The organism is Acidovorax sp. LjRoot194 (assembly GCF_964253015.1).
GTDB lineage: Bacteria > Pseudomonadota > Gammaproteobacteria > Burkholderiales > Burkholderiaceae_C > Acidovorax.
Genome location: NZ_CAXUQB020000001.1, coordinates 2,684,629 through 2,706,917 on the forward strand (window position 1 = coordinate 2,684,629; position 22,289 = coordinate 2,706,917).

Here is a 22,289-nt window from a genome sequence, read left to right on the forward strand (position 1 = left end):
CGACAGGTGAAATGCAATGCAAAACCAACAGGACAAAACCAACAGGAACCACTCTACACGCGGCGCTGCCTGCCTGGCGGCTTGATCGGGTCAGAAGTGATGGTGGTTTTCCAGCAGTGCGCGGCGGGTGGCGGCGCTTTGCAGCTGGGCCAGCCACCACTGCAGCGCGCGGCCCGGTGCGGTAAAGCCGGGGCCGCCCCAGGCATAGTGCACGCGCACGTTGCGCTCGGGGCGCGCCACCTGGCGAGCGACCAGGCGGCCGGCCTCCAGGTAGGGGCGCACCATGGGCTCGGGCAGAAACCCCCCGCCCAGGCCGCGCAGCTGCACGCGCACTTTGGCCTGCATGGTGTCCACGGTGAGCACGTCCTGCCCGCCCAGCAGCCCCATGGTGGCGCCGCCGCGCGTGGCCGAGTCCGCCACGGCCACGGCGCGGTGCTGCAGCAAGGTAGCGTCGGTGATCGGCTCGGGCACCGTGGCCAGCGGGTGGTGCGGCGCCACCACGTAGATGAAAAGCACGTCGCCCAGCGGTGCCTGCTGCAGGCCGGCGATGCTGGCGCCAGGTACAGACACGCCGATGGCCAGGTCCGCGCGGCCCGATGTCAGCGCCTCCAGCGTGCCGGTCATGATGCCGTCGCGCAGCTTCAGGCGTGTGGGCGGCGCCATGGCGTAGAACGCGTCCACCAGCTCCAGCATGGTGTGGGGCGAGATGATGCCGTCGACCGAGATGGTGAGTTGGGGTTCCCAGCCCGTGGCCACGCGGCGTACGCGGTGGGCGACGGCGTCGATGTCCTGCAGCAGCCGACCGCCTTCGCGCAGCAGTTCCACGCCGGCCTCTGTGGGCTTGGCCTGGCGCGCGCTGCGGTCGAACAGCAGCACGTCCAGCGCATCCTCGATCTGCCGCACGCGGTAGGTCAGAGCGCTGGGCACCAGGCCCAGTTGCCGCGCCGCGGCGGCAAAGCTGCCGGCCTCGGCAATCACCTGCAGCATGGCGAGCGCATCGGGGGTGAGGACATCGCGTGCGTTTTGCATGGTCACGCCATGGTAATTCAATTTTTTTGAACATTGCCATCAATCCAGCAGCGCCTGCGTGGCCACCCGCAGTTCTACAGTGGGGACTTGAAAGGAGCACACACCATGCTGACTGTTCGCAAATCCCAGGACCGCGGCTACGCCGACCACGGCTGGCTCCAGTCGTTCCACAGCTTTTCGTTCGCGGGCTACTACGACCCCGAGCACATGGGCTTTGGCAACCTGCGCGTGATCAACGAAGACCGCATCGCTGCCGGCAAAGGCTTTGGCGAGCATGGCCACCGCGACATGGAAATCATCAGCTACGTGCTGTCGGGCGAACTGGCCCACCGGGACAGCATGGGCAACGTGAAGGCGATCCCGCCGGGCGACGTGCAGCGCATGAGCGCGGGCTCGGGCGTGATGCACAGCGAGTTCAACCATGCCGACGGCCGCAGCACGCACTTTTTGCAGATCTGGATCGAGCCCAACGTGCGCGGCATCGCACCGGGCTACGAGCAAAAGAGCTTTGCCGACGCCGACAAGCGCGGTGCGCTGCGCCTGGTGGCATCGCCCGATGGCGCGCAGGACTCCGTGCGCATCCATGCCGATGCGGCGGTGTACGCGGGCTTGCTCGACGCGCAAGAGGCCGTCACACTGGCGCTGAACCCCGCACGCAAGACCTATGTGCACCTGATCCGCGGTGTACTCGAGGTCAACGGACAGCCCCTGTCGGGCGGCGATGCCGCGCTGATGGAAAACGAAACCGCCTTGTCGTTGACCCATGGCCACGACGCCGAGGTGCTGGTGTTTGACCTGGCCGCCTGAATTTTTAACCTCTCTCTCGCTCCGTTCTTTCGCACCGATTTTTTCTTTTCATTCACACCGTCAACCTGAGGAATCCACCATGCTCCCAAATCTGCAAAACCCTTTCGCCCTGGCGTCCCGCTTTCTGCTCGCTGCATTGTTCCTGCCTGCAGGCATCGGCAAGATCACCGGCTTTGCCGGCACGGTCGGCTACATCACGTCGGTGGGCCTGCCCATGCCCACGGTGGCGGCCGCTGTGGCCGCCGCGGTCGAGGTGCTGGGCAGCCTGGCGCTGATCTTCGGCTTTGGCACGCGCTTTGCGGCCCTGGCGCTGGCGGTGTTCACCCTGGTGGCCAGCTTCTTCTTCCATGCGTACTGGAGCCTGCCAGCCGATAAGCAAATGATGCAGCAGCTCATGTTCTTCAAGAACGTGGCGGTGAGCGGTGGCCTGCTGGCGCTGGTGGCCTTCGGCGCTGGGGGCTGGAGCCTGGACGCACGCCGCGGTGTCCGTTGATATTGGTGTGATGTGATGCGACCCCTTTGCCGCGCGCAGCCCCTGCGGCTGCGGCGACGGGGTTGCCGAATTGGGTGAGCCAACGCGCGTGCAGCATGCGCCGTTTCGCTTCGCTCGGCCCTTTCGTTGGCCTGCCTGACCGGCGTCCCTTCTTTCGCAGACCCTTTGAGGAGTTTTTCCATGGCACAGATCGCAGTTGTTTACCACTCGGGCTACGGCCACACGCAACGCCTGGCCCAGGCCGTGGCGGACGGCGCAGGCGCCGATCTCATCGCCATCGATGCCGACGGCAACCTGGCCGAAGGCGGCTGGGAGACGCTGGCCGCTGCCAGCGCGATCATCTTCGGCACGCCCACCTACATGGCAGGCCCGAGCTGGCAGTTCAAGAAGTTTGCCGACGCATCGTCCAAGGCGTGGTTCGGCCAGGCCTGGAAGGACAAGCTGTTTGCCGGCTTCACCAACAGCGGCAGCATCAATGGCGACAAGCAGATCACGCTGGACTACCTGTACCACCTGGCCATGCAGCACGGTGGCCTGTGGGTGGGCAACGGCATGATGCCGGCCAACTCCAAGGCTGCCACGCGCAACGATGTGAACTGGATGGGCTCCTTCAGCGGCGCGATGTCGCAGTCGCCCTCCGATGCATCGGCGGCCGAGATGTTCCCCGGCGACCTGGAAACCGGCCGCCAGTTCGGCCAGCGCGTGGCCGCCGCAGCGCAGCGCTGGGCGCGCTGAACCAGCACCGCGACGGCACTGAGCCTGCGCAGGATGGCGCTACAGTGCCAGCGACCTGACAACTACAAAGGCCCACAAGGAACCTATGGCAATCGATCTGCAGCGCATCCCCGGCGCGCCCATGGCCCAGGCCGTTCACATCCGCAGCCATGAATTCGTGGCAGATGGCAGCGTGGACGAGGGAGGGGCCGACGGCGGCCCCAGCCCGCACGACCTCTACGACGCGGCACTGGGCGCCTGCAAGGCGCTCACCGTGCTGTGGTACGCCCGGCGCAAGGGCCTGCCGGTGGAGGATGTGAAGACCGTGATCGAGCGCGACGCTTCTGCCGAGCGCGCCGGCACCTACCGCCTCACGGCACGCCTGCAGATCAGCGGCGACCTGACCGACGCGCAGATCGCCGAGCTGGAAACCGTGGCGCACAAGTGCCCGGTGCACAAGCTCATGACCACGGTCACCACCGAGATCGACACCACGGTGGAGCGCATGGCATGAGCGCCGTGCCCAGCCACCGGACACCCACCCGCACCGCCGCGTGCCGCACGGAGATTCACCCATGAGCGATGCCATCCTGCAACTGAAGGGCCAGGCCAAGGACCTGGGCGGCGGCTTCACCGTGCGCCGCTTGCTGCCGGCCGTGCAGCGCCAGGCGGTCGGGCCGTTTTTGTTCTTCGACCACTTCGGCCCCGTGACCGTGGTGCCGGGCGACAGCCACGATGTGCGCCCGCACCCGCACATCGGGCTGGCAACGGTCACGTACCTGTTCTCGGGCGCCATCATGCACCGCGACAGCCTGGGCTATGTGCAGCAGATCGAGCCCGGGGCCATCAACTGGATGACCGCTGGCCGCGGCATCGTGCACTCCGAACGCCGCCCCGAAAGCCTGGTGGACAAGACCTATGTGAACCACGGCATCCAGCTGTGGACCGCGCTGCCCGTGGCGCATGAAGAAGCCGAGCCGTCGTTCGTGCACACGCCGTCGGCAGACATCCCGGAAGTGCGGGTGGGCGATGCCACGGTGCGCGTGCTGATCGGCAGCGCGTTCGGTCAGACATCACCGGTAGCGACCCTTGCGCCCACGGTGTACCTGGATGTGCAGCTCCCGGCCGGTGCCACGCTGGAGATACCCGCGCTGGCGCAGGAGATGGCGGTGTACACCGTGGACAGCCCGGTGCAGCTCAACGGCGAGGCCGTGGGGCCGCAGCTACTGGCGGTGATGGATGCTGGCCAGGCCATGCACCTGTCGGTGCCCGGCGAGTCTGCAGCACGCCTCATGGTGATTGGCGGCGACGCGCTGGAGGCCCCGCGCCACATGTGGTGGAACTTCGTCTCCAGCCGCAAGGAGCGCATCGTGCAGGCGGCGGCCGACTGGGAAGCCCAGACCATGGGCCAGGTACCGGGCGAGGTGGAGTGGATTCCGCTGCCGGAGCGGCGCTTCAAGGCCTGACAGGGCGCGGCGCGGGCGGGTGCCGGGGCCTACAGGCACCCGGCATTCGTCGGCGTGAATCAGATCAAAAAAGCCCCTGCCGCGCGCTGGTAGGGCGCTGAATGCTCATTTTTCAATAGCAACAGTATTTGCGCATATTGTTGCGCTGCCCACTGCGTGCGCTGCGGCGTTGGCGCTTCACGCTGCGCCGGTGGCTGGTGGCAGTGCCGTGGACACTGCGGCAGCGTCACTGGCACCGGTGCCTGCAGCCTTGCTGGCGATGTCGCGCACATGGGTGGTCGCATCGGCCGACAGGTCACTGGTCAGCACCGCCCGCTCATCGAACACGAAGCAGCCGCCGTGGTAGTGCGCCCCATCGGTCAGTTCGAAGTACTTGAGGATGCCGCCTTCCAGCTGGTAGACATGCGGCAGGCCTTCCTCGTGCATCAGGATGGCGGCCTTTTCGCAGCGGATGCCGCCGGTGCAAAAGCTCACCACGGTCTTGTCCCGCAGTTCCTCCTTGTGCGCACGCAGGGCCGGGGGGAACTCGGTGAACTTGTCAATGCGCCAGTCGATGGCGTTGTCGAAGGTGCCCTGGTCCACCTCGAAGGCGTTGCGCGTGTCCAGGGTCACCACTTCGCGGCCCGCGTCATCGTGCCCCTGGTCCAGCCAGCGGCGCAGCGTGGCGGGGTCCACCGAAGGCGCGCGGCCCGCGGCGGGCTGGATGGTGGGGTGATCCATGCGGATGATCTCGCGCTTGACCTTGACCAGCATCTTGCGAAACGGCACGATGGCAGACCAGCTTTCCTTCGGGTCTACGTCAGCAAAGCGCGCGTCGGTACGCAGCGCATCGACAAAGCCGCGCACCGCATCGGCACGCCCGGCCAGGAAGAAGTTGATGCCTTCTTCTGCGAGCAGGATGGTGCCTTTGAGCCCGCCTTCCGTGGCGCGGGCGTGCAGCAGGTCGCGCAACGCTGCCGCATCGGGCAGGGGCACGAACTTGTAGCAGGAGATGTTGAGGATGGTGTCGGTGGAGTTCACGGCAAATAGGGCATTGCGGCTGCGCTGAATGCGCCGGGCTGTATAAGCTGTGCGGCGTGTGACTGTACGGTCGCTGCGATCGCTGGGCGGGCGCCGCCCATCAAACGGCAGGGAGTGCGCATAACCACAGCGCCTCGCGACCGCGGCTGAGCGCGTGCGGGCGGCGCGGCGCTGTCAGGTCACGGGCGTCAGCAGCGCGCCTTCGATCTTGTTGGCCAGCTGGGCAATCGCCAAAGCGGCCGGGCAGCCGGGGGTTTGCAGCAGCAGCAACTGGCGGCGCATCACGGCGTCGCGCACGGACGGGTCGGCCGGAATGTCGCCCATGTGGATCAGGCGCATCGGGCGGCCGGACTCGGTGGTCACGAAGCGGTCCAGCACCTGCTGCAACTGGCTGGCAATGGCGCGGCCATCGCCGGCGCGCGCCGCCTGGTTGATGACCATGCGCACGTGCTGGCGCTTTTGCTGCATGGCCAGCACCTTGATGGCGGCGTAGGCGTCGGTCAGCGAGGTGGGCTCGGGCGTGGCCACGACCAGCACCTCGGAGGCGAGCGAAATGGAGAACAGCACCACGTCGGAAATGCCGGCACCGGTGTCCAGCAGCACCACGTCGTACTGCGGGGTCAGCGCCTGGATGACGCTCAGGAACTGGCCGCGCACCTCCGGTGTGAGGCGCGAATACTCCACCATGCCGGAGCCTGCCAGCAGCACATTGAAGCCGCCGGGCGCCTGGATGACGGCCTGGTCGAGCGTGGCTTTGCCTGTGAAGACGTCGTGCAGGGTGATCTTGGGGTGCAGGTTCAGCACCACGTCGAGGTTGGCCAGCCCGAGGTCGGCGTCAAGCACCAGCACACGGTGGCCGCGGCGGGTCAGGGCGGCTGCCAGGTTGGCCGATACGAAGGTCTTGCCGACGCCACCCTTGCCGCTGGTGATGGCGATGATGCGGGCGCCGCCGGGCGTCTGGGCCTGGGGCGTGGCGTGGCCGGCAGGGGCTGCCGGCGAAGGGGGTTGGGGGGACAGCGCGTCGCTCATCTTCTAACTTTCAGTAGGCGCTGCCTGTTGGTGGGTCCAGTGGGGGCAGGTCGCCCCAGCCCGAGGGAGTGTAGAGCGGGCCGAACAACAGGCTTTTCTCTTCGGCACTGACGGTGCTGTCAGGTTGCTCCTCGATGCTAATGCGGTTGCGGCCCCCGGCCTTGGCTTCGTAGAGCTGCTGGTCGGCGCGGTCGGTCCACAGCAGCGTGGTGGATCTGATCCACTGCATCGCAAACGCGCCGCCGATGCTCACGGTGATGTTGAGCTCGACCGAGCCCGACACCCGGATGGGCGTGTTGGCCACCGCGCGGCGAATGCGCTCGGCCACCACGCTGCCGAAGCCGGCCTGGCAGGCGGGCAGCACCACGGCAAATTCTTCGCCGCCGTAGCGGGCCAGGGTGTCCATGGGGCGCACGCAGGCGTCCAGGGTGCGGGCCACCGACTGCAGCACGATGTCGCCAGCCAGGTGGCCGTGGGTGTCGTTCACCTTCTTGAAGTGGTCGATGTCCAGCATGAGCAGCAGCGCGGCTTCGCCGGATCGGGTCACACGGTCGATCTCGCGTTCGAGCACCGCCCGAAAGTGCCGGCGATTCGCCAGCCCGGTGAGCGGGTCTTTCAGGGAGAGTTCGCACAGCCCGTCGATGAGGCTTTGCAGATAGCTTGACGGAACGTCCTGGCGCAAGGCCGCTTCGCTGCCGCCAGCCTGTGCTACCAGCGCGTGTGCAGTATCCAGGCGGAGGTCGCGCAGATCTACAAGATGGGAGGCTGCAGGATCAGACACAAATCGGAGCAAAAAGAGTTTGCGGAGTGTACCAGCGCCCCAGCAAGAAGAGGGCCAGCCGCCGGCATAGGTTTAAACCCGAATCAGGCACCGCCGGCCGGCCGGTACAACTGCTGCAAGGCCATCAGCGCTTCGGTGTCGGTGCGGTACATCGCCAAGCCCGAGCCAGGCTCCAGCAGGCCTGCCTGGCGCAGCACTTTCTCGGCGGGGAGTTTGAGCCCGCTCAGGTGCAGCGTGCCTCCGCGGGCGCGCATCAGCGCCAGCAGTTGCGCAAAAGTTTCCACACCGGTCACATCGACGCGGTTGATGGGCTGGGCCAGCAGGCACAGGTGGGCGACGTCCGGGTGGGCGGCCATGTGCTCGGTCACCCACCGCTCCAGCGCGCTGGCAGAAGCAAAATCCAGTTCCGCGTCCATGCGCAGGGCCAGCAACTGCGGCGCGAGCGGCGGCAGGTGCCACAGGTGGCGGTCGCGCAGGCTGCCGTCCGGATGCAGGCCCACCTCGATGATGCGCGGGTGCAGCCGCTGGTACAGAAAGTGGCTCAGGTTCATCAGCAGCCCCACCAGCACGCCCCAGTACATGCGGGGCGCCGTGGCCAGGGTGAGGGCGAAGGTCACGCCACCGATCACCGCCTCCACCCGCGATACGCGCCAAAGTCGCAGCAAAGTGCCGGGCTTGATGAGGCTGGTGACGGCCGTTACCACCACCGCGGCCAGCACCGACTGGGGCACGTGGTACAGCGCCGGCGTGAGCCACAGCAGCACCACCAGCACCAGCGCAATGGCGAACAGCGTGGCCCAGCCGCTCTTGGCGCCGGCATACAGGTTGATGGCCGAGCGCGAGAACGAGGCGCTGGTGGCAAAGCTGCCGCACAGCCCGCTGCTGATCTTGGCCAGGCCCTGGCCGATGAGGTCTTGGTTCTCGTTCCAGCGCTCGCCCGAACGCTGGCTTTCGACCTTGGCGCTGGAGGCGGTCTCCAGAAAGCTCACCAGCGTGACCACCAGCACCGGCATCACCAGCGCGCTGAACCCCGACCACGGCAGCATGCCCGGCCAGTACGGCGCGGGCAGGCCGGATGGCAGCGCCCCTACCACCGCGCCGCCCGCATCGGCGTAGCCCAGCGCCCAGCTCAGCGCCCCCGCGGCACCCACGATGACGATGGCGGCCGGAAAGTTGGGCCGCCAGCGCCGCGCCAGTATCAGCAGTGCCAGGCTACCCAGCCCGAAGGCCGCCGCCGTGAGGTCGAACAGCCCCGGCGACGGCGTGGCAAACAGCGCGCCCCAGTCTGCCCGCAGGCCCGTGAGCGACGCGAGTTGCGAGCCCAGGATCAGCAACGCGGCGGCCTGCGTGAACCCGCTGAGCACCGGCGAGGTAACGAGGTTGAGCAGCCAGCCGAAGCGTGCGAGACCCATGATCAGTTGCAGCAGGCCGGACAGCAGCGCCATCCAGGCGGCCATGGCCACCCACTGGGCGCTGCCTGGTTCGGCCAAGCCGGTCAGCGACGCACCGATGAGCAAACTGGTCAGCGCCGTAGGCCCCACGCCCAGCCGCGTGGACGAACTGAATAACACCGCGACCAGCGCAGGGATGAGCGACGCGTAAATGCCGGTGATCAGGGGCATGCCGGCCAGCGCCGCGTAGGCGACTCCCTGCGGCACCAGCATCAGCCCCACCGTCATGCCGGCCCAGAACTCCCCCTTGATCAGATGGCGGTCAGGGCGGGGCCAGGAGAGAAACGGAAGCCAGCGGGCCAGGGAAGTGGGCGACATGCCCCGATTGTCGTGCCTGGCGGCGGCAGTCTTGGCCTGCGGACGCAGGCGCGAGCGTCCTACACAGGCTTCGGTACCGTCCGACCCGGTGCGCGCGGGGGCGTGCCTACAGTTCGATCCATACCTCAACCCAAGGAGTCTGACCATGAACACATCCGCGATTACCCTCCGTCCCGCCCACCGTATCGCCAGCATCCTGGCCGTGAGCGCCCTGGCCCTGGGCCTGTCGGCCTGCGGCAAGAATGAAGAGCCCACCGTGGGCCAGCGCCTGGATTCCGCCGTCGAAAAGACCGAACAGGCCGCCACGGACGCACGCATCAAGGCTGAAGCCGCGATGAAGAACACCGAAAACAAGGTCGAGCAAAGCGCTGCCAACGCAGAAGCCTCTGCCAAGGACGCAGCCACCAATGCCAAGGGCGCCATCGATGACGCCACCATCACCGCCAAGGTCAACGCTGACCTGGCCCGTGACCCCGACCTGAGCGCATTGAAGATCAATGTCGACACCGTGAACGGCAAGGTCACCCTGAACGGCCCCGCACCCACGACCGTGGCCCGCGACCGCGCTGAAACCATCGCCAAGGCTGTGGACGGCGTGACCGCCGTGAACAACCAGCTGGTGGTCAGCGCCAGCTAAGCTGGTTGACCCTGAGCGAGCGCCTGAGGCGCTCGGCGAAGACTGCGCGCCGCGCGGGGTTTGAGGCCCCGCGCGGCGCGCTACCATGGCCGGATGAAAGACGCACATTCCGATCAGTTGGCGACCCGCATCGTCCACCATGACTATCTTCCTCCCGGCGACTTCGTCTCGCCCCAGCCGGGGGTCTTCAAGGCTTCCACCGTTATCTTCCCCAACGTGGCTGCGATGCGGTCGCGGGAATGGAAGGACAAGAGCGGCTACACCTATGGCCTGCACGGCACCCCTACGACCTTCATCCTGGAAGAGCGCTTGTGCACGCTTGAGGGCGGCCTGCAGTGCCTGCTGGTCCCGAGCGGCCTGGCGGCCATCGCCAATGTCGCCCTGGCGCTGCTCAAGCCCGGCGACGAGGTCCTGATCCCTGACAACGCTTACGGCCCCAACAAAGACCTCGCCAATGGCGAACTGCGCCGCTTCGGCATCACCCATGCCTTCTACGACGCGCTCGACCCGGCCGACTTGGCCGCGCGCATCACGCCCGCCACCAAGCTGGTGTGGCTGGAGGCCGCGGGCTCGGTGACGCTGGAGTTTCCGGACCTGTGCGAGCAGGTGCGCATCTGCCGCGCGCGCGGCGTGACCACGGCGCTGGACAACACCTGGGGCGCGGGCCTGGCGTTTGCGCCGTTCGATCTTCTGGGCGACGGCACCCTGGGCGTGGACATCTCGGCCCACGCCTTGACCAAGTACCCCAGCGGCGGCGGCGACGTGCTCATGGGCAGCGTGATCACCCGCGATGCGGGGCTGCACATGAAGCTCAAGCTCACCCACATGCGCCTGGGCCTCGGGGTAGCTGGTAACGACGCCGAGGCCGTGCTGCGCGCGCTGCCCAGCATCGGCCTGCGCTATCGCGCCCACGACGAGGCGACCCGCCAGCTGGCGCGCTGGATGCAGCAGCAGCCCGCGGTAGCCCAGGTTTTGCACCCGGCGCTCGAAGGATCGCCCGGCCACGCGCACTGGAAGGCCCTGTGCGGCAGTGCCAACGGCGGCCAGGGGGCTGCTGCCGGGCTGTTCAGCGTGCTGTTCGACGCGCGCCACACTCAGGCGCAGGTGGATGCTTTCTGCGACGGCCTGCGCTGGTTCAAGCTCGGCTACAGCTGGGGCGGGCCGATGAGCCTGGTGGTGCCCTACGAGCTGCCCAGCATGCGCAGCCAGAGCACGCAGCACCTGCGGCAGGGCACGCTGGTGCGCTTCTCGATAGGACTCGAGTCAGCGCAAGACCTGCAGCGGGACCTGCAACAGGCCATGAACCGCGCGTTTACCTTGTTCACGTAGTTCACGCAGTGGTGCCCTCCCTCGGCGCGGTGGAGTTGGGGCAGGGTGGTAGTTTCCTCAGTGGCGCCCCGGCGCTGGCGGGCTTAGTGTGGCGGCATGACCGCAACCTCCCCTGCGCCAGTGCCAGCCGCGCCCCCGCCATCGCAAGCCCAAGGTGCCGAGGCGATTGCGGAACGCGTACTGCGGGAGACGACCCAGCCTGTGGCGCTGCAGCGCCTGCACGGGGGTGACCCCTTTCGCTGGCTGCTGAGCGGCTGGCAGGACGTGCGGGCCGCGCCGGGCATCGCGGCGTTCTACGGCCTGTGCTTCTGGGGCATGGCGGTGCTGCTGGGCTGGGTGTTCCGCACCCGGCCTGAGTACACCATGTCCCTGGCCAGCGGCTGCTTGCTGCTCGGCCCCTTTCTGGCGATGGGCTTGTATGACACCAGTCGCCGCCGCGAGTCGGGCCAGCGGCCGCAGCTGGGCGAATCGCTGACATGCTGGGACAGCCACATGGGGAGCATGGGCATGCTCGTGCTGGTGCTCGTAGTGCTGGAGCTGTTGTGGGGCCGCGCCTCGCTCGTGGTGTTTGCGGTGTTTTTCAATACCGGCATGCCATCGACCACGGGCGTGCTTGACGCCGTGTTCAACCCGCAGAACTGGGGCTTCGTGGCGGTCTATACGGTGGTGGGCGGCGTGTTCGCCGCGCTGGTGTTTTCTACCTCCGTCGTCTCCATCCCGATGATTCTGGACCGCGACACCGACGCCCTCACTGCCTGCATCACCAGCCTGCGTGTGGTGCTGGAGAACACGGGGGTTATGCTGCTGTGGGGGCTGCTCATCACGGCCATCGTTGCGGTGTCGCTGTGGCTCTGGGGGGTGCCCCTGCTGCTGACAGCGCCGTTGCTTGGCCACGCAAGCTGGTACGCCTACCGCGCGTCGGTGGCGCCGGCACGGCCTGCAGACTCTGCCGCGGGCGCAGTGCCAGAGCGCGTGGGTGTGCCGTTGCCATGATGGGGCGTGCTCGGCCTTCCACAGGCACTCACGCTCAGCAGCGCAGCCGCGCGCTTGAACTGCATGGTTTTTGCGTCGTTTGCGCCATCCCGGTCGGCACGATCTGCCGGCTGACCGCTGCGTCTGGCATCCGGTTCCGGCGGGGCGCCTGCGCGAGCCCGCAGGACATTGGACGGCTTCTTGGTGGCATGAATCCCAGCCCAGGTCATGCTGTTACAGTGGGCCATTACTTCAGGAAGCAACTACCTTGGCAACACCCAACTACGGATACGAAAAGCGCCAGCGCGAACTCGCCAAAAAACAGAAAAAGGAAGAGAAGCTGAGGGCCAAGTCCCAGCGCAGGCCGGGAGACCCGCCAGAGGATGACTCCAGCGAGGGCGGCCAGCCCGGTGGTGAAGCGCAAGCGCCCGCCCAGCCCGGCGGTACCGGCGCCTGACCTCAGCGCAGCAGTTTCTTCAGCTCAGGCCACACGTTGGCCAGCATCTGCGGGTGCGCTTCGGCGCGCGGGTGGATGCGGTCGGGCTGGAACAGGCGGGTCGGGTCGGCCCCATCCGCCACGCCTTTCAGAAAGAAAGGCACCACGGCCGCCTTGCGGGCCTGCGCCACGGTGGTGAACAGGCCTGCGAACTTGTTGGCGTAGTCGGTGCCGTAGTTGGGCGGCACCTGCATGCCCACCAGCAAGACCTTGGCACCGGCCTTCTGGGCTGCTTCCGTCATCACGGTCAGATTCTCTTCAGTGTTCTTGAGCGGCAAACCGCGCAGCGCGTCGTTGCCGCCCAGCTCGATCACCACGTGCGTGGGCTGGTGCTGCGCCAGGAGTGCCGTCAGGCGCGAACGCCCACCCGAGGTGGTCTCGCCGCTCACGCTGGCGTTGACCACGGTGGCCGCCAGCTTGTCCTGCGCCAGCTGTTTTTCCAGCAATGCCACCCAGCCCGTACCACGGGCCAGTCCGTACTCGGCGCTCAGCGAATCGCCCAGCACCAGGATCAGTGGCTGGGTGCGGGGTTTGGCCGTGGCAGGGGCAGCGGGGGCCTTGGCCGGGGACTGGGCCAGCGCTGTGGGCGCGCAAATCCCCACCAGCAGGCTGGTACCCGCGCTGCGGATAAAGTGGCGCCGGTGCTGATCTTGAACCAGGCTGGGCTGATGCGCGGTGGTGAAGTCAGGCACGATGCGTCTCCCTGGCGTGTGGCCGCTGGGCCATTTTTGTTTGCGTCAATCCGATCAAAGTAAAGAGCCTTTCATGTCCGAATCCCTCTCATCACCGGTAGTGCCCGCTGCGGCCGCGTCGACGACGCCGATTATTGCCGTGGAGCATGTGTTCAAGTCGGTGACGGATTCCACCGGCACGCTCGACATTCTGCGGGATATCGATTTCCGCCTGGCGCCCAGGGAAACGGCGGCCATCGTGGGGGCATCGGGTTCGGGCAAGAGCACGCTGCTGTCGATCATTGCGGGCCTGGACACGCCCACCCGCGGCACGGTGCGGCTCGACGGGCATGACCTCTTCGCGATGGACGAGGACGCCCGCGCCGCGCTGCGCGCGCAGAAGGTCGGCTTTGTGTTCCAGAGCTTTCAGCTCATGGGCAACCTCACGGCGCTCGAAAACGTGATGCTGCCGCTGGAACTGGCCAACCGCCGCGATGCGCGCAAGGCCGCCGCCGACATGCTGCAGCGCGTGGGCCTGGGCCAACGCCTGGGCCACTACCCCAAGGTGCTGTCCGGTGGCGAACAGCAGCGTGTGGCGCTGGCACGGGCCTTTGTGGTACACCCCGCCGTGCTGCTGGCCGACGAGCCCACGGGCAGCCTGGACTTTGCGACCGGCGAAACCATCATGCAGCTGATGTTCGACCTGAACCGCGAGCAGGGCACGACGCTGGTGCTGGTCACGCACGACCGCGCCATCGCCGCGCAGTGCGAGCGGCGCATCACCATCGAAGCGGGCCGCGTGGTGTAGGACCCGCAACGCAACGCAACGCAACGCAACGCAACGCAACGCAGCGCACCATGGCGAATGGCCTCGCCATGCACCGCACCGAGCGCGCGGCAGGGCCGCACACCGCGTGCATTGCACGCACCCACAGGGCCCGTACGCACCCGATTGAGGTCTTTTTCGGACCCTCCCGCGCTTCCAGCAAGCGCGAGCAGCTATTTAATTGATAGCATCGTGACAGGCACCCCTGCTGCCAGCGGATAATCGCCCGATGTCCAGCCCCAAAGTTCTCTTCGGCTTTCACGCCGTGGGCGTGCGTTTGAAGACCGCGCCGAAATCCGTCATCGAGATTTACTACGAAGTCACGCGGCGCGATGCCCGCATGCGCCAGTTTCTTGACCGTGCCCGCGAGGCCGGTGCCCGCCTGATCGAAGCCGACAGCGAGCGCATCGCCAAGCTGGCCGGCAGCCACGGCCACCAGGGCGTGGCCGCGCGGGTCGAGCCCGTGGCCCAGATCACCTCGCTCGATGAGCTGCTCGAGAACCTCGAAGCCGCAGGCATCGAACAGCCCTTGCTGCTGGTGCTCGACGGCGTGACCGACCCGCACAACCTGGGCGCCTGCCTGCGCGTGGCCGACGGCGCCGGCGCGCACGCGGTGATCGCCCCCAAGGACCACGCGGTGGGCATCAACGCCACCGTGGCCAAGGTGGCCAGCGGCGCGGCCGAGACCATGCCGTACTTCATGGTGACCAACCTGTCGCGCACGCTGAACGAGCTCAAGGAGCGCAACATCTGGTGCATCGGCACCAGCGACGATGCGCCCAAGACCATCTACCAGGTGGACCTGAAGGGCCCTGTGGCCCTGGTGCTGGGTGCCGAAGGCGACGGCATGCGCCAGCTCACGCGCAAAAACTGCGACGAGCTGGTCAGCATCCCCATGAAGGGCGCGGTCGAGAGCCTGAACGTCTCGGTCGCCAGCGGTGTGTGCCTGTACGAGGCGCTGCGCCAGCGCACATGACGCGCCCACCGAGCCGCGGTGCGTCGTCCGCCTCGCCTGTGGCGGGGCAGGGGCACGCATGCGGTGGTTCGGTGACTCACGTGACTGAAGTGCCGAAGGAGCAGCGGTTCATCCACATCGCCAGCGTCCTGCCAGTGGCGCGTCGCGCTTTGGGCCGCTGACATGCTCGACATCGCCAGATCCTGGGTGCAGCAGTCGCAGCGCATTGCGGTGCTGACCGGGGCGGGCGTGAGTGCGGAGTCCGGAGTGCCCACCTTCCGCGATGCGCAAACCGGCTATTGGGCGCAGTTTCGCGCCGAAGAGATGGCCACGGAAGAGGGCTTTCGCAACCACCCGGAGCGCGTGTGGAAGTGGTACCAGTACCGCCGCGACCTGTTGGCCAGCGTGCAGCCCAATGCGGCGCACGGGGCACTGGCCGACTTCGAGCAGCACCATCCGGGCCGGCTCACCCTGATCACCCAGAACGTCGACGGATTGCACCAGCGGGCGGGCAGCAGCGGCGTGCTGTGCCTGCACGGCGACATCCTGGAGAACCGATGGCTCGACACCCCGCGCGCGTGCTGCCACATCGCCGATGCGGTCAAGGGAGAGCCACCGTACTGCGACCGCTGTGGCAACCTGGTGCGGCCCGGCGTGGTGTGGTTCGGCGAGGCCTTGCCCCATGACACGTTCGCCGCTGCACAACTTGCCGTCCATCAGTGCGCGTTGATGCTGGTCATCGGCACGGCAGGCGCCGTGTACCCGGCTGCGGGGCTGGCGCGCCAGGCACGGTCTGCCGGGGCGCGGGTGGTGGTGCTCAACCCGGCGCCGAGCGAGCTCGATGATGCTGCGCATGCCGTACTGCGCGGCGCGGCGGGCAGCTTGCTGCCGCAGTTGCTGGCGGTGTGACCCACGCCACGGTCGCTCAGTCTGTCTTCCAGGCCACAGGCCGTGAACCGCTGCACAGCGCGCAACGGCCACGTTCTCCTTCGCACTTTTCGGCTGCCTGGCCGGCCGGCTGCTGATCGCCTCTAGCCGCGGTAGAGAGCTGCCCCTAGCGGTTTCGTTGCAGGAATGCGGCGTCGTGTCGCACAGCGGACACCGGCCGGGCTGGCACAGCCTGTAGCCTGCGCCACCTTTCACATTTTGTTTCCGTTACCTTTGGGGCGTTCCACACCATGAGCCGTCGTCACTTTCTTCTGCGCGCCACCCAGGTCGCTGCTGCCACCGGGCTTCCCGCATGGGCCCACACCGCGATAGCGGCTGAAGAGGCGCTCACGGCCAAGTCGGTGACGCTGGGCTGCTCCATCGCGCTGACTGGCCCGCTGGGCCAGGCCGGCATCGAGCAGCTGGCGGGCATGAAGGCCGCGTTTGCCGAGGTGAACGCCGCTGGCGGCGTGCACGGCCGCGAGATTCGCATGGAGGTGAAGGACGATGCCTATGTGGCCGCCCGCACCCTGAAGAACGTGACGGACATGGTGGACGCCCAATCGGTGTTCGCGCTGATCTCGCCGCTGGGTACGGCCAATACCGCGTCCATCCTGCCGCTGGTTGAGTCCAAGGGCATCCCGACCGTGGGGCCGGTGACCGGAGCCACCTCGCTGCGCGCCGCTGGCAACCGCCACGTGTTCTTCCTGCGCCCCACCTACCGCGAAGAAACGCAGCGCCTGGTCAAGCAGATCGTGGACATGGGCCTCAAGCGCATTGCCGTGGTGTACCTGGACAACCCTTTCGGCAAGGAAGTGCTCAAGGACATGTCCGCCGCGCTGGATGAGATCAAGGTCGAGCGCGGTGGAGAATTTGCGCTGGCGGTGGATGGCAAGAACGGTGCCGAGCTGGCCGACAAGGTCGCCGCCGAGCGCCCGGGCGCCGTGCTGCTGGCCACCACGGGCACCGCCAACACGGCGTTTGTGCAGGCGTTTCGCGCCAAGGCCCAGGGGGTGCCGCTGGCGGGCCTGTCGGTCACGGTGATCGCGTCCGAGATGCCCAAGCTCGCTGCCTCCACGCGCGGCCTGGCGCTGGTGCAGGTGTTTCCGGATGCCAACTCGCAAAAATCGGTGGCGGTGCGCAAGTTCCAGACGACCATGAAAGCCGTGGGCGCCAATGCGGCGTTCCTGAACAGCGGCAGCGCGCTCGAAGGCTGGTTCAACGGCCAGATCATGATCGAGGGCTTGAAGAACGCGGGCAAGGACCTCACGCGCGACCGCCTGCGCGCGGGCCTGGCCGGCATCCGGGCGCTGTCGTTCGGCGACTTCAACGTGGGCTTTGGCAACAAGGCACCGTACATCGGCTCGGACGCGATCTACCTGGCGGTGTACGCCGAGAACGGCCGGCGCATCAGTTGACCGGCCCCTGGTCACTCGTCGCTGATCACTGATCAATAGTTTTCAGCAACGAGCTGTCCATGGCGGGCGGCGCCCGCTGGAGCATCGCCTTTCAGGGGTGACCTGCAGTGACCAGCAGTGACCAGCAGCGATCAGCTCTGCGCGCTGGCCGCGTTGAGCTCTGCCAACGTGGCGTCGTCCAGCACCAGCTGCGCGGCCTTCACCAGCTCCTGCAACTGGCCCAGGGACGTAGCGCTGGCAATCGGCGCGACGATGGCAGGCTGGCGCATTTGCCAGGCCACCGCCACCTGCCCGGGTGTGGCGCCGTAGCGCTGTGCCACCGCATCCAGCACCGCCAGAATGCGCAGGCCCCGGTCGTTGAGGTACTTGGCGGTCGTGTTCGTGCCCCGGGCGCTCTTCGCGGCGTCTGCCGCCGTGCGGTACTTGCCCGTCAAGAAGCCTGCAGCCAGGGCGTAGAAGTTGATCACGCCCACGCCATGCTCCACGCACAGCGGCTGCAGCGCGTCTTCGAACACCGCGCGGTCGTACAGGTTGAACAGCGGCTGCAGGCTTTCGTAGCGGGGCAGGTGCAGGCGCTCGCTGGTCTGCAGGGCCTCCGCCAGCCGAGCGGCGCTGTAGTTGGACGCGCCGATGGCCCGCACCTTGCCCGCGCGAATCAGGTCGGCATACGCGCCCAGCGTGTCGGCCAGCGGCACGGTGGCATCGTCGTCGTGCGATTGGTACAGGTCGATACGGTCGGTTTGCAGGCGCCGCAGCGATGCCTCTACCGCCTGGCGGATGTACTCGGGCCGCAGGCCCACCTTGCCGTCGCCCATGTCCTTGCCGACTTTGGTGGCCAGCACGATGCGGTCGCGCTTGCCGCTGGCGCGCAGCCATTGGCCGATGACGGTTTCGGACTCGCCGCCCGCGTGCCCCGGCGCCCAGCGCGAATACACATCCGCCGTGTCGATGAAGTTGAAGCCTGCGTCGACCCAGGCATCGAGCAGCGAGAACGAGGTGGCTTGGTCGGCCGTCCAGCCGAACACGTTGCCGCCAAAGCACAGGGGCGAGACTTGCAGGCCGGAGCGGCCCAGGGGACGGAGGTTCATCGGTAGCCTTTCAATGCAGGGTGATGGAAGCTCGGGTTCAACGGATGCACTGGAGTTCAGGCGTGGTCTGACAGCGCTGGCTCGATGGGGCGTGGTGCGTGCGGAGCACAGATGGGCTGTCGCTCACACCCAGCCCATCGCGCCCAGCACCGCCCCGGCGCCCAGCATCCACAGCAAATGCAGCTTGGTGCGCCACACCAGCACCACGGTGATCACGCTCAGCAGCCACAGCGGCCAGGCCGTGGCCGGCCCGCCATGGGCGCGTGCCAGCACCCAGGAGGTGGCCAGCAGCAGACCGATCACCACCGGGGCCATGCCCTGCTTGAAGGCGCGCACGCCGCGGCGTTCGCGGTTGCGGTGGCCCCAGCGCGTGGCCATCCAGGTCAGCAGGCTGCTGGGCAGCATCACGCCCAGCATGCACACCGCCATGCCCAGGGCGCCCAGCAACCAGCCGCCCACGCCGGGGCCGCCGGCGTTGATGCCCACGTTCCAGCCCAGCAGCGCGATGAACAGCACGTTGGGGCCGGGCGCGGCCTGGGCGATGGCGATGGACGCGTTGAATTGCGGGTCGGTGAGCCAGGCATTGCGCTCGACCAGAAAGCGGTGCATGTCGGGCGCGGTGGCAATGGCGCCGCCCACCGCCAGCAGCGACAGCGACATGTAGTACAGGAAGAGGTTGAACCAGTCCGCAGGGCTGAGCGCGATCAGCGGGCCGGTCACAGCGGTGGCAAGGGTGGTGGCAGCAGCGGTGGCAGTGGTCATGGCGCAAGCTTCCTCCACGTCAGCAGGCAGGCCGCGCCGCCCACCACCGGCAGGATCCACAGCAGCGGCCAGCGCAGCACCGCCATGGTGATCACGGTCAACACCACGAAGGCCACGCACAGCGGCCGGCCCAGCGGGTGCTTCTTGATGGACACGAAAAGCTTGATGCCCACCCCGGCAATCAGGCCTGCCGCCACGGCCCCCATGCCGCGCAGCGCACCGGCCACGGCCGGGTGGCTGGAGAACTCCGCGTAGATCACGGCCAGTGCCAGCACCAGCATCAGCGGAAAGGTCAGCATGCCTGCCAGCGCCGCGAACGCACCGCGCAGGCCGAAGTACCGGTCGCCGATCATGATGCTGAGGTTGACCACGTTGGGCCCGGGCATGATCTGAGCCACGGCCCAGTCTTCGACGAACTCCTCGTTGGTCATCCAGCGCTTTTTCTCCACCAGCTCGCGCTGCACCACTGCCAGCACGCCGCCAAAGCCTTGCAGGGCCAGCCAGGTGAAGGACCAGAACAGATCGGACGGGTTGCGGGGCTGGGGCCGCGGCGGTATGCCGGGGGTGGGGGAGGGCAGATCGGTGGGATCGGTGGCGGGGGCCATGTCGAAATAGGAGTAAAAATGGCTGCTACCGCTTGTCTGGCAAGCGGTGGTAGCTATCAAATCAGGAGTATTGCGGCGGAGCGGCCGGCAGCGGCGCGCCCACGCGCCATGTTACGCGCGCTGCAGGTGGGGTGAGGGCGGGGCGCTCGGCGCAGGCGTCGCGTTGCGGCAAGGCTGGGTGTGCCATTTGCGTCCGCGCACACTGCGTCGTGGGCAGACGGGCGGCAGGGCAGGCCCGGTCAAGGCAATGGGTGGTGAGAAGTGGGTCTGAAGGCCGGCGCTGCGCGTGGCTGCGGTATGCACAGTGACCGTGTCACTCGGTGAGCGCCACCCCGGCACTCTGCGGGCGACTGCCCTACCCCAGCTTGCCGCGCAAGAGATGGTCCTTGTTGCGCCACCCGGCGGCTTCGGGCGTGTCGACCTTGAAGAGCTTGATGTCAGCCTGGCTCGCATGCTTGACGCGAAACACCTTGAAGCTGGCTTGGTTGGCATAGGGCACGAAGAACCAGATGGCGTCGCCGCTGGCCTGCGTGGGGTAGGCCACCTCATGCCAGCATAGGTCGGCCATGCTTTGCTGGGCCACCTCGCACACACAGGCGTCGGCCTGGTGCTCGTATTTCACTTCGAGGATCTTGGCCATGGGCGTCCTTGTTCCTTGTGATGGGTTTGGCGGAAATCGGCAGGGCATGCGTCTTGCCACGCCCCTTCATGTCACTTGCGTCCGGTGTCAGGTGCCTGAGCACTGTTCATTGTGAAGATGCATTCGCAGCGGCGTGTTGGTGGTTGTACCCGGTCCCCTCCGCGTGGCTGCCGTTGCTGTTGCTGCTCCCGCACGCTGCAGATTCCCGGCGCAGCATCGCCATCTCCCGATCGATCAGGTTGGAGTGGCTCGCCTTCTCCAGCGCATAGCGCGACAGTTCTTCGACCTCTGCATTGAACCCGGGGTGGTCCAGCCGCCGCAATGACGCCAGCGCCCGCTGAAGTGCAATGCCCACCTCGACCGCGGGCGCGCCGTAGCGCACCAGGGGCGTCCACACGTCCTCCAGCAAGCCCGCCTCGCGCAACCCCGGGGCGGTGACCCGGTCGAACTCCACCGCGGCGTCGTGTTGCGCAGCGGTCTGGCGCCCGGTGTCCACCCAGAAGATGAGGGTGCGCACCGCCGCAGCGATCACGTCGAGGGCTGTCCCCGGGTCGTTGACAGAGGCAGACATCGCGCGCGCCGCGATCTCGCCCATCACCACCATCCCGAAGCGTGGGTCATGGTCGAAGCTGCGCCCCGCGCCGATCAATACGGCATCGGCAATGGCCTGCTGGTCATTGACCGCCAAGTCGGCATCGCAACTGGCCAGCACCACCGAAGGCTCGACGAATGCACCGGGCAAGACGTGCAGATGCAGCGTCGTGCCCAGCGCCTCGGCCCGGGCCTGCAGGATGTCCATCGAAATGTGCTGCACGAAGCCTGTGGCGGGCGCCCGCACCGCGTGGCGTCCTTGGGCGCCAGGTGGCTGCCGCTTGCCGCCCAGAAAAGGTTTTTGCAGGCGCTGTGCCATGGCGGCCATGGTGGCAGCCTCGACCCGCCGGATGGTCTCGCCAAGGCGGCCCAGCACGGACAGATAGTCGATCCAGCGCAGCAGCACCACCACGACCAGCACCAAAATGACCAGCGTGAAGCCAAAGAGCACCAGCCGCCCTCCGTCGCCGTACAGGTGCGCATGCAGCCCGACCAGGGCGATCACGCTGTACAAAAACGTCCCGACAAAAGCCGCCAGCGTGTTCTGCACCGTGGAGTCTTCGATCAGCAACTGCGACGCGCGGGGTGTGGCGCTGTTCGACACGGCACCGAAAGAGCCCACCATGGTGCTGGCCGAGAAGATGGCCACCGTGAGCATGCTGGAGGCCAGGATGCCCAGCAGGCTGCCGATGGAATCCGACCCCAGCTTGATCGCCACGCTCTCTGGTATGTAGGGCCCGATCAGAGCGGACGACGCCACCGCCATCAACGCGAACAGCGAGAAGAGCGCGCAGCGGCTCCAGGTCTTGCGGGTCAGCCGCAGCAATTGATAGCGAAGTTTTTCAGACATGCGCATCAGTATCCGAGCGCTGGGGCTGGCGGGTCTGAAGGACGGCACCGCCAGATGACCACTGCCTCAAGGGCCTCTTGTGTTTTGCCCCCATACGACGGGATGGCCACGATTCAATCCCAGTGGATCTTGGAACCGCTCGACCAGTAGGCTCGCGAAAATCGGCGCGACACCTGGGCATATCTATGGGTCGCGTGCCGTTTCGGCGACGCGTGCCACATCCGGATCTGAAGTCGGCTGCATGCTTCAGATAAAAAAACCGGACACGTCGACGATGTACATAGCTTCAGTTTCCACTTGGCCAAATTGACACCTGAAAAAAGCCACGGATGACCGTCAGACTTATCAACACCGCAATTTGCCATTGGGATTTCCCGCTGAAGCCATGACCCTGTCAGTCAAGGCAAATGATGT

24 protein-coding genes are annotated in these 22,289 nt (G+C 67.0%); 13 read left to right on the forward strand and 11 right to left on the reverse strand.

What is annotated here, in order from left to right; genetic code table 11:
* Positions 1-90: 90 nt before the first annotated feature.
* Positions 91-1,029 carry a LysR family transcriptional regulator gene (locus tag ACSQ3N_RS12000; RefSeq protein ID WP_056168716.1) on the reverse strand — a complete coding sequence of 313 codons (939 nt, stop codon included), beginning with the start codon at positions 1,027-1,029 and terminating at the stop codon, positions 91-93.
* 105 nt (positions 1,030-1,134) lie between these two features.
* Here ACSQ3N_RS12000 and ACSQ3N_RS12005 point away from each other — a divergent pair, with 105 nt between their 5' ends.
* From ACSQ3N_RS12005 to ACSQ3N_RS12025, 5 genes are all read left to right on the forward strand, one after another.
* On the forward strand, positions 1,135-1,836 hold the full coding sequence (locus ACSQ3N_RS12005; protein WP_056168719.1) for a pirin family protein: 702 nt from the start codon (positions 1,135-1,137) through the stop codon (positions 1,834-1,836).
* 79 nt (positions 1,837-1,915) lie between these two features.
* Positions 1,916-2,329 (forward strand): DoxX family protein, encoded by a 414-nt coding sequence (locus ACSQ3N_RS12010; RefSeq protein WP_056168722.1) that lies wholly within the window; start codon positions 1,916-1,918, stop codon positions 2,327-2,329.
* Positions 2,330-2,509: 180 nt separating this feature from the next.
* Complete coding sequence (locus ACSQ3N_RS12015; protein WP_056168725.1) at positions 2,510-3,064, forward strand: flavodoxin family protein; 555 nt, start codon at positions 2,510-2,512, stop codon at positions 3,062-3,064.
* Between the two features lie 85 nt (positions 3,065-3,149).
* Positions 3,150-3,557 carry an OsmC family protein gene (locus tag ACSQ3N_RS12020; protein ID WP_056168728.1) on the forward strand — a complete coding sequence of 136 codons (408 nt, stop codon included), beginning with the start codon at positions 3,150-3,152 and terminating at the stop codon, positions 3,555-3,557.
* Between the two features lie 61 nt (positions 3,558-3,618).
* A complete protein-coding gene (locus tag ACSQ3N_RS12025; RefSeq protein WP_056168731.1) occupies positions 3,619-4,509 on the forward strand; it encodes a pirin family protein in 891 nt (296 codons plus the stop codon).
* A 177-nt stretch (positions 4,510-4,686) separates the two neighbouring features.
* Here ACSQ3N_RS12025 and ACSQ3N_RS12030 read toward each other — a convergent pair whose 3' ends face one another.
* The 4 genes from ACSQ3N_RS12030 to ACSQ3N_RS12045 form a co-directional block, all read right to left on the reverse strand.
* Positions 4,687-5,529: a sulfurtransferase gene (locus ACSQ3N_RS12030; protein WP_082516943.1), complete on the reverse strand. Its 843-nt coding sequence runs from the start codon at positions 5,527-5,529 to the stop codon at positions 4,687-4,689.
* Positions 5,530-5,703: 174 nt separating this feature from the next.
* Positions 5,704-6,558, reverse strand: a complete 855-nt coding sequence (locus tag ACSQ3N_RS12035) for a MinD/ParA family protein (protein WP_056168733.1) — start codon at positions 6,556-6,558, stop codon at positions 5,704-5,706.
* Between the two features lie 10 nt (positions 6,559-6,568).
* On the reverse strand, positions 6,569-7,339 hold the full coding sequence (locus tag ACSQ3N_RS12040) for a GGDEF domain-containing protein (protein ID WP_056168736.1): 771 nt from the start codon (positions 7,337-7,339) through the stop codon (positions 6,569-6,571).
* Positions 7,340-7,422: 83 nt separating this feature from the next.
* On the reverse strand, positions 7,423-9,108 hold the full coding sequence (locus ACSQ3N_RS12045; protein ID WP_436146363.1) for a SulP family inorganic anion transporter: 1,686 nt from the start codon (positions 9,106-9,108) through the stop codon (positions 7,423-7,425).
* Positions 9,109-9,253: 145 nt separating this feature from the next.
* On the opposite strand from ACSQ3N_RS12045, the gene ACSQ3N_RS12050 reads away from it, so the two are divergent.
* The 4 genes from ACSQ3N_RS12050 to ACSQ3N_RS12065 all read left to right on the forward strand — a co-directional run bounded on the left by ACSQ3N_RS12050 (position 9,254) and on the right by ACSQ3N_RS12065 (position 12,503).
* Positions 9,254-9,745, forward strand: a complete 492-nt coding sequence (locus ACSQ3N_RS12050) for a BON domain-containing protein (RefSeq protein ID WP_056168741.1) — start codon at positions 9,254-9,256, stop codon at positions 9,743-9,745.
* Between the two features lie 93 nt (positions 9,746-9,838).
* A complete protein-coding gene (locus ACSQ3N_RS12055; protein ID WP_436146364.1) occupies positions 9,839-11,074 on the forward strand; it encodes a PLP-dependent transferase in 1,236 nt (411 codons plus the stop codon).
* A 96-nt stretch (positions 11,075-11,170) separates the two neighbouring features.
* Positions 11,171-12,067, forward strand: a complete 897-nt coding sequence (locus tag ACSQ3N_RS12060; protein ID WP_436146365.1) for a DUF2189 domain-containing protein — start codon at positions 11,171-11,173, stop codon at positions 12,065-12,067.
* A gap of 247 nt (positions 12,068-12,314) precedes the next feature.
* Positions 12,315-12,503, forward strand: coding sequence for a hypothetical protein (locus ACSQ3N_RS12065; protein ID WP_056168746.1), 189 nt, complete (start codon positions 12,315-12,317; stop codon positions 12,501-12,503).
* Positions 12,504-12,505: 2 nt separating this feature from the next.
* On the opposite strand, the gene ACSQ3N_RS12070 is transcribed toward ACSQ3N_RS12065, so the two are convergent.
* Complete coding sequence (locus tag ACSQ3N_RS12070; protein WP_436146366.1) at positions 12,506-13,234, reverse strand: arylesterase; 729 nt, start codon at positions 13,232-13,234, stop codon at positions 12,506-12,508.
* A gap of 73 nt (positions 13,235-13,307) precedes the next feature.
* On the opposite strand from ACSQ3N_RS12070, the gene ACSQ3N_RS12075 reads away from it, so the two are divergent.
* From ACSQ3N_RS12075 to ACSQ3N_RS12090, 4 genes are all read left to right on the forward strand, one after another.
* Positions 13,308-14,021 (forward strand): ABC transporter ATP-binding protein, encoded by a 714-nt coding sequence (locus ACSQ3N_RS12075; RefSeq protein WP_436146367.1) that lies wholly within the window; start codon positions 13,308-13,310, stop codon positions 14,019-14,021.
* A 247-nt stretch (positions 14,022-14,268) separates the two neighbouring features.
* Positions 14,269-15,015 (forward strand): 23S rRNA (guanosine(2251)-2'-O)-methyltransferase RlmB, encoded by a 747-nt coding sequence (gene rlmB, locus ACSQ3N_RS12080; protein WP_056168752.1) that lies wholly within the window; start codon positions 14,269-14,271, stop codon positions 15,013-15,015.
* A 162-nt stretch (positions 15,016-15,177) separates the two neighbouring features.
* Positions 15,178-15,903 (forward strand): SIR2 family NAD-dependent protein deacylase, encoded by a 726-nt coding sequence (locus tag ACSQ3N_RS12085; protein WP_436146368.1) that lies wholly within the window; start codon positions 15,178-15,180, stop codon positions 15,901-15,903.
* A 269-nt stretch (positions 15,904-16,172) separates the two neighbouring features.
* On the forward strand, positions 16,173-17,339 hold the full coding sequence (locus tag ACSQ3N_RS12090) for an ABC transporter substrate-binding protein (protein WP_436146369.1): 1,167 nt from the start codon (positions 16,173-16,175) through the stop codon (positions 17,337-17,339).
* A gap of 131 nt (positions 17,340-17,470) precedes the next feature.
* Here the strand turns inward: ACSQ3N_RS12090 and ACSQ3N_RS12095 are convergent, their stop codons facing one another.
* The 5 genes from ACSQ3N_RS12095 to ACSQ3N_RS12115 form a co-directional block, all read right to left on the reverse strand.
* Positions 17,471-18,427 carry an aldo/keto reductase gene (locus ACSQ3N_RS12095; RefSeq protein WP_436146370.1) on the reverse strand — a complete coding sequence of 319 codons (957 nt, stop codon included), beginning with the start codon at positions 18,425-18,427 and terminating at the stop codon, positions 17,471-17,473.
* A gap of 123 nt (positions 18,428-18,550) precedes the next feature.
* Positions 18,551-19,189 (reverse strand): chromate transporter, encoded by a 639-nt coding sequence (locus ACSQ3N_RS12100; protein ID WP_436146371.1) that lies wholly within the window; start codon positions 19,187-19,189, stop codon positions 18,551-18,553.
* Complete coding sequence (locus ACSQ3N_RS12105) at positions 19,186-19,794, reverse strand: chromate transporter (RefSeq protein ID WP_056168768.1); 609 nt, start codon at positions 19,792-19,794, stop codon at positions 19,186-19,188. Before ACSQ3N_RS12105 ends, ACSQ3N_RS12100 begins: the two co-directional genes overlap by 4 nt.
* A 355-nt stretch (positions 19,795-20,149) precedes the next feature.
* Positions 20,150-20,434, reverse strand: coding sequence for a DUF6150 family protein (locus ACSQ3N_RS12110; protein WP_436146372.1), 285 nt, complete (start codon positions 20,432-20,434; stop codon positions 20,150-20,152).
* 106 nt (positions 20,435-20,540) lie between these two features.
* A complete protein-coding gene (locus ACSQ3N_RS12115; protein ID WP_082516945.1) occupies positions 20,541-21,875 on the reverse strand; it encodes a DUF2254 domain-containing protein in 1,335 nt (444 codons plus the stop codon).
* Between the last annotated feature and the right edge of the window lie 414 nt (positions 21,876-22,289).

Coding starts and splice junctions, on each gene's coding strand:
- ACSQ3N_RS12000 (WP_056168716.1), bottom strand. CDS start 1,029: ATGCAAAACGCACGCGATGTCCTCACCCCCGATGCGCTCGCCATGCTG.
- ACSQ3N_RS12005 (WP_056168719.1), top strand. CDS start 1,135: ATGCTGACTGTTCGCAAATCCCAGGACCGCGGCTACGCCGACCACGGC.
- ACSQ3N_RS12010 (WP_056168722.1), top strand. CDS start 1,916: ATGCTCCCAAATCTGCAAAACCCTTTCGCCCTGGCGTCCCGCTTTCTG.
- ACSQ3N_RS12015 (WP_056168725.1), top strand. CDS start 2,510: ATGGCACAGATCGCAGTTGTTTACCACTCGGGCTACGGCCACACGCAA.
- ACSQ3N_RS12020 (WP_056168728.1), top strand. CDS start 3,150: ATGGCAATCGATCTGCAGCGCATCCCCGGCGCGCCCATGGCCCAGGCC.
- ACSQ3N_RS12025 (WP_056168731.1), top strand. CDS start 3,619: ATGAGCGATGCCATCCTGCAACTGAAGGGCCAGGCCAAGGACCTGGGC.
- ACSQ3N_RS12035 (WP_056168733.1), bottom strand. CDS start 6,558: ATGAGCGACGCGCTGTCCCCCCAACCCCCTTCGCCGGCAGCCCCTGCC.
- ACSQ3N_RS12045 (WP_436146363.1), bottom strand. CDS start 9,108: ATGTCGCCCACTTCCCTGGCCCGCTGGCTTCCGTTTCTCTCCTGGCCC.
- ACSQ3N_RS12050 (WP_056168741.1), top strand. CDS start 9,254: ATGAACACATCCGCGATTACCCTCCGTCCCGCCCACCGTATCGCCAGC.
- ACSQ3N_RS12055 (WP_436146364.1), top strand. CDS start 9,839: ATGAAAGACGCACATTCCGATCAGTTGGCGACCCGCATCGTCCACCAT.
- ACSQ3N_RS12060 (WP_436146365.1), top strand. CDS start 11,171: ATGACCGCAACCTCCCCTGCGCCAGTGCCAGCCGCGCCCCCGCCATCG.
- ACSQ3N_RS12075 (WP_436146367.1), top strand. CDS start 13,308: ATGTCCGAATCCCTCTCATCACCGGTAGTGCCCGCTGCGGCCGCGTCG.
- rlmB (WP_056168752.1), top strand. CDS start 14,269: ATGTCCAGCCCCAAAGTTCTCTTCGGCTTTCACGCCGTGGGCGTGCGT.
- ACSQ3N_RS12085 (WP_436146368.1), top strand. CDS start 15,178: ATGCTCGACATCGCCAGATCCTGGGTGCAGCAGTCGCAGCGCATTGCG.
- ACSQ3N_RS12090 (WP_436146369.1), top strand. CDS start 16,173: ATGAGCCGTCGTCACTTTCTTCTGCGCGCCACCCAGGTCGCTGCTGCC.
- ACSQ3N_RS12095 (WP_436146370.1), bottom strand. CDS start 18,427: ATGAACCTCCGTCCCCTGGGCCGCTCCGGCCTGCAAGTCTCGCCCCTG.
- ACSQ3N_RS12100 (WP_436146371.1), bottom strand. CDS start 19,189: ATGACCACTGCCACCGCTGCTGCCACCACCCTTGCCACCGCTGTGACC.
- ACSQ3N_RS12105 (WP_056168768.1), bottom strand. CDS start 19,794: ATGGCCCCCGCCACCGATCCCACCGATCTGCCCTCCCCCACCCCCGGC.
- ACSQ3N_RS12110 (WP_436146372.1), bottom strand. CDS start 20,434: ATGGCCAAGATCCTCGAAGTGAAATACGAGCACCAGGCCGACGCCTGT.
- ACSQ3N_RS12115 (WP_082516945.1), bottom strand. CDS start 21,875: ATGTCTGAAAAACTTCGCTATCAATTGCTGCGGCTGACCCGCAAGACC.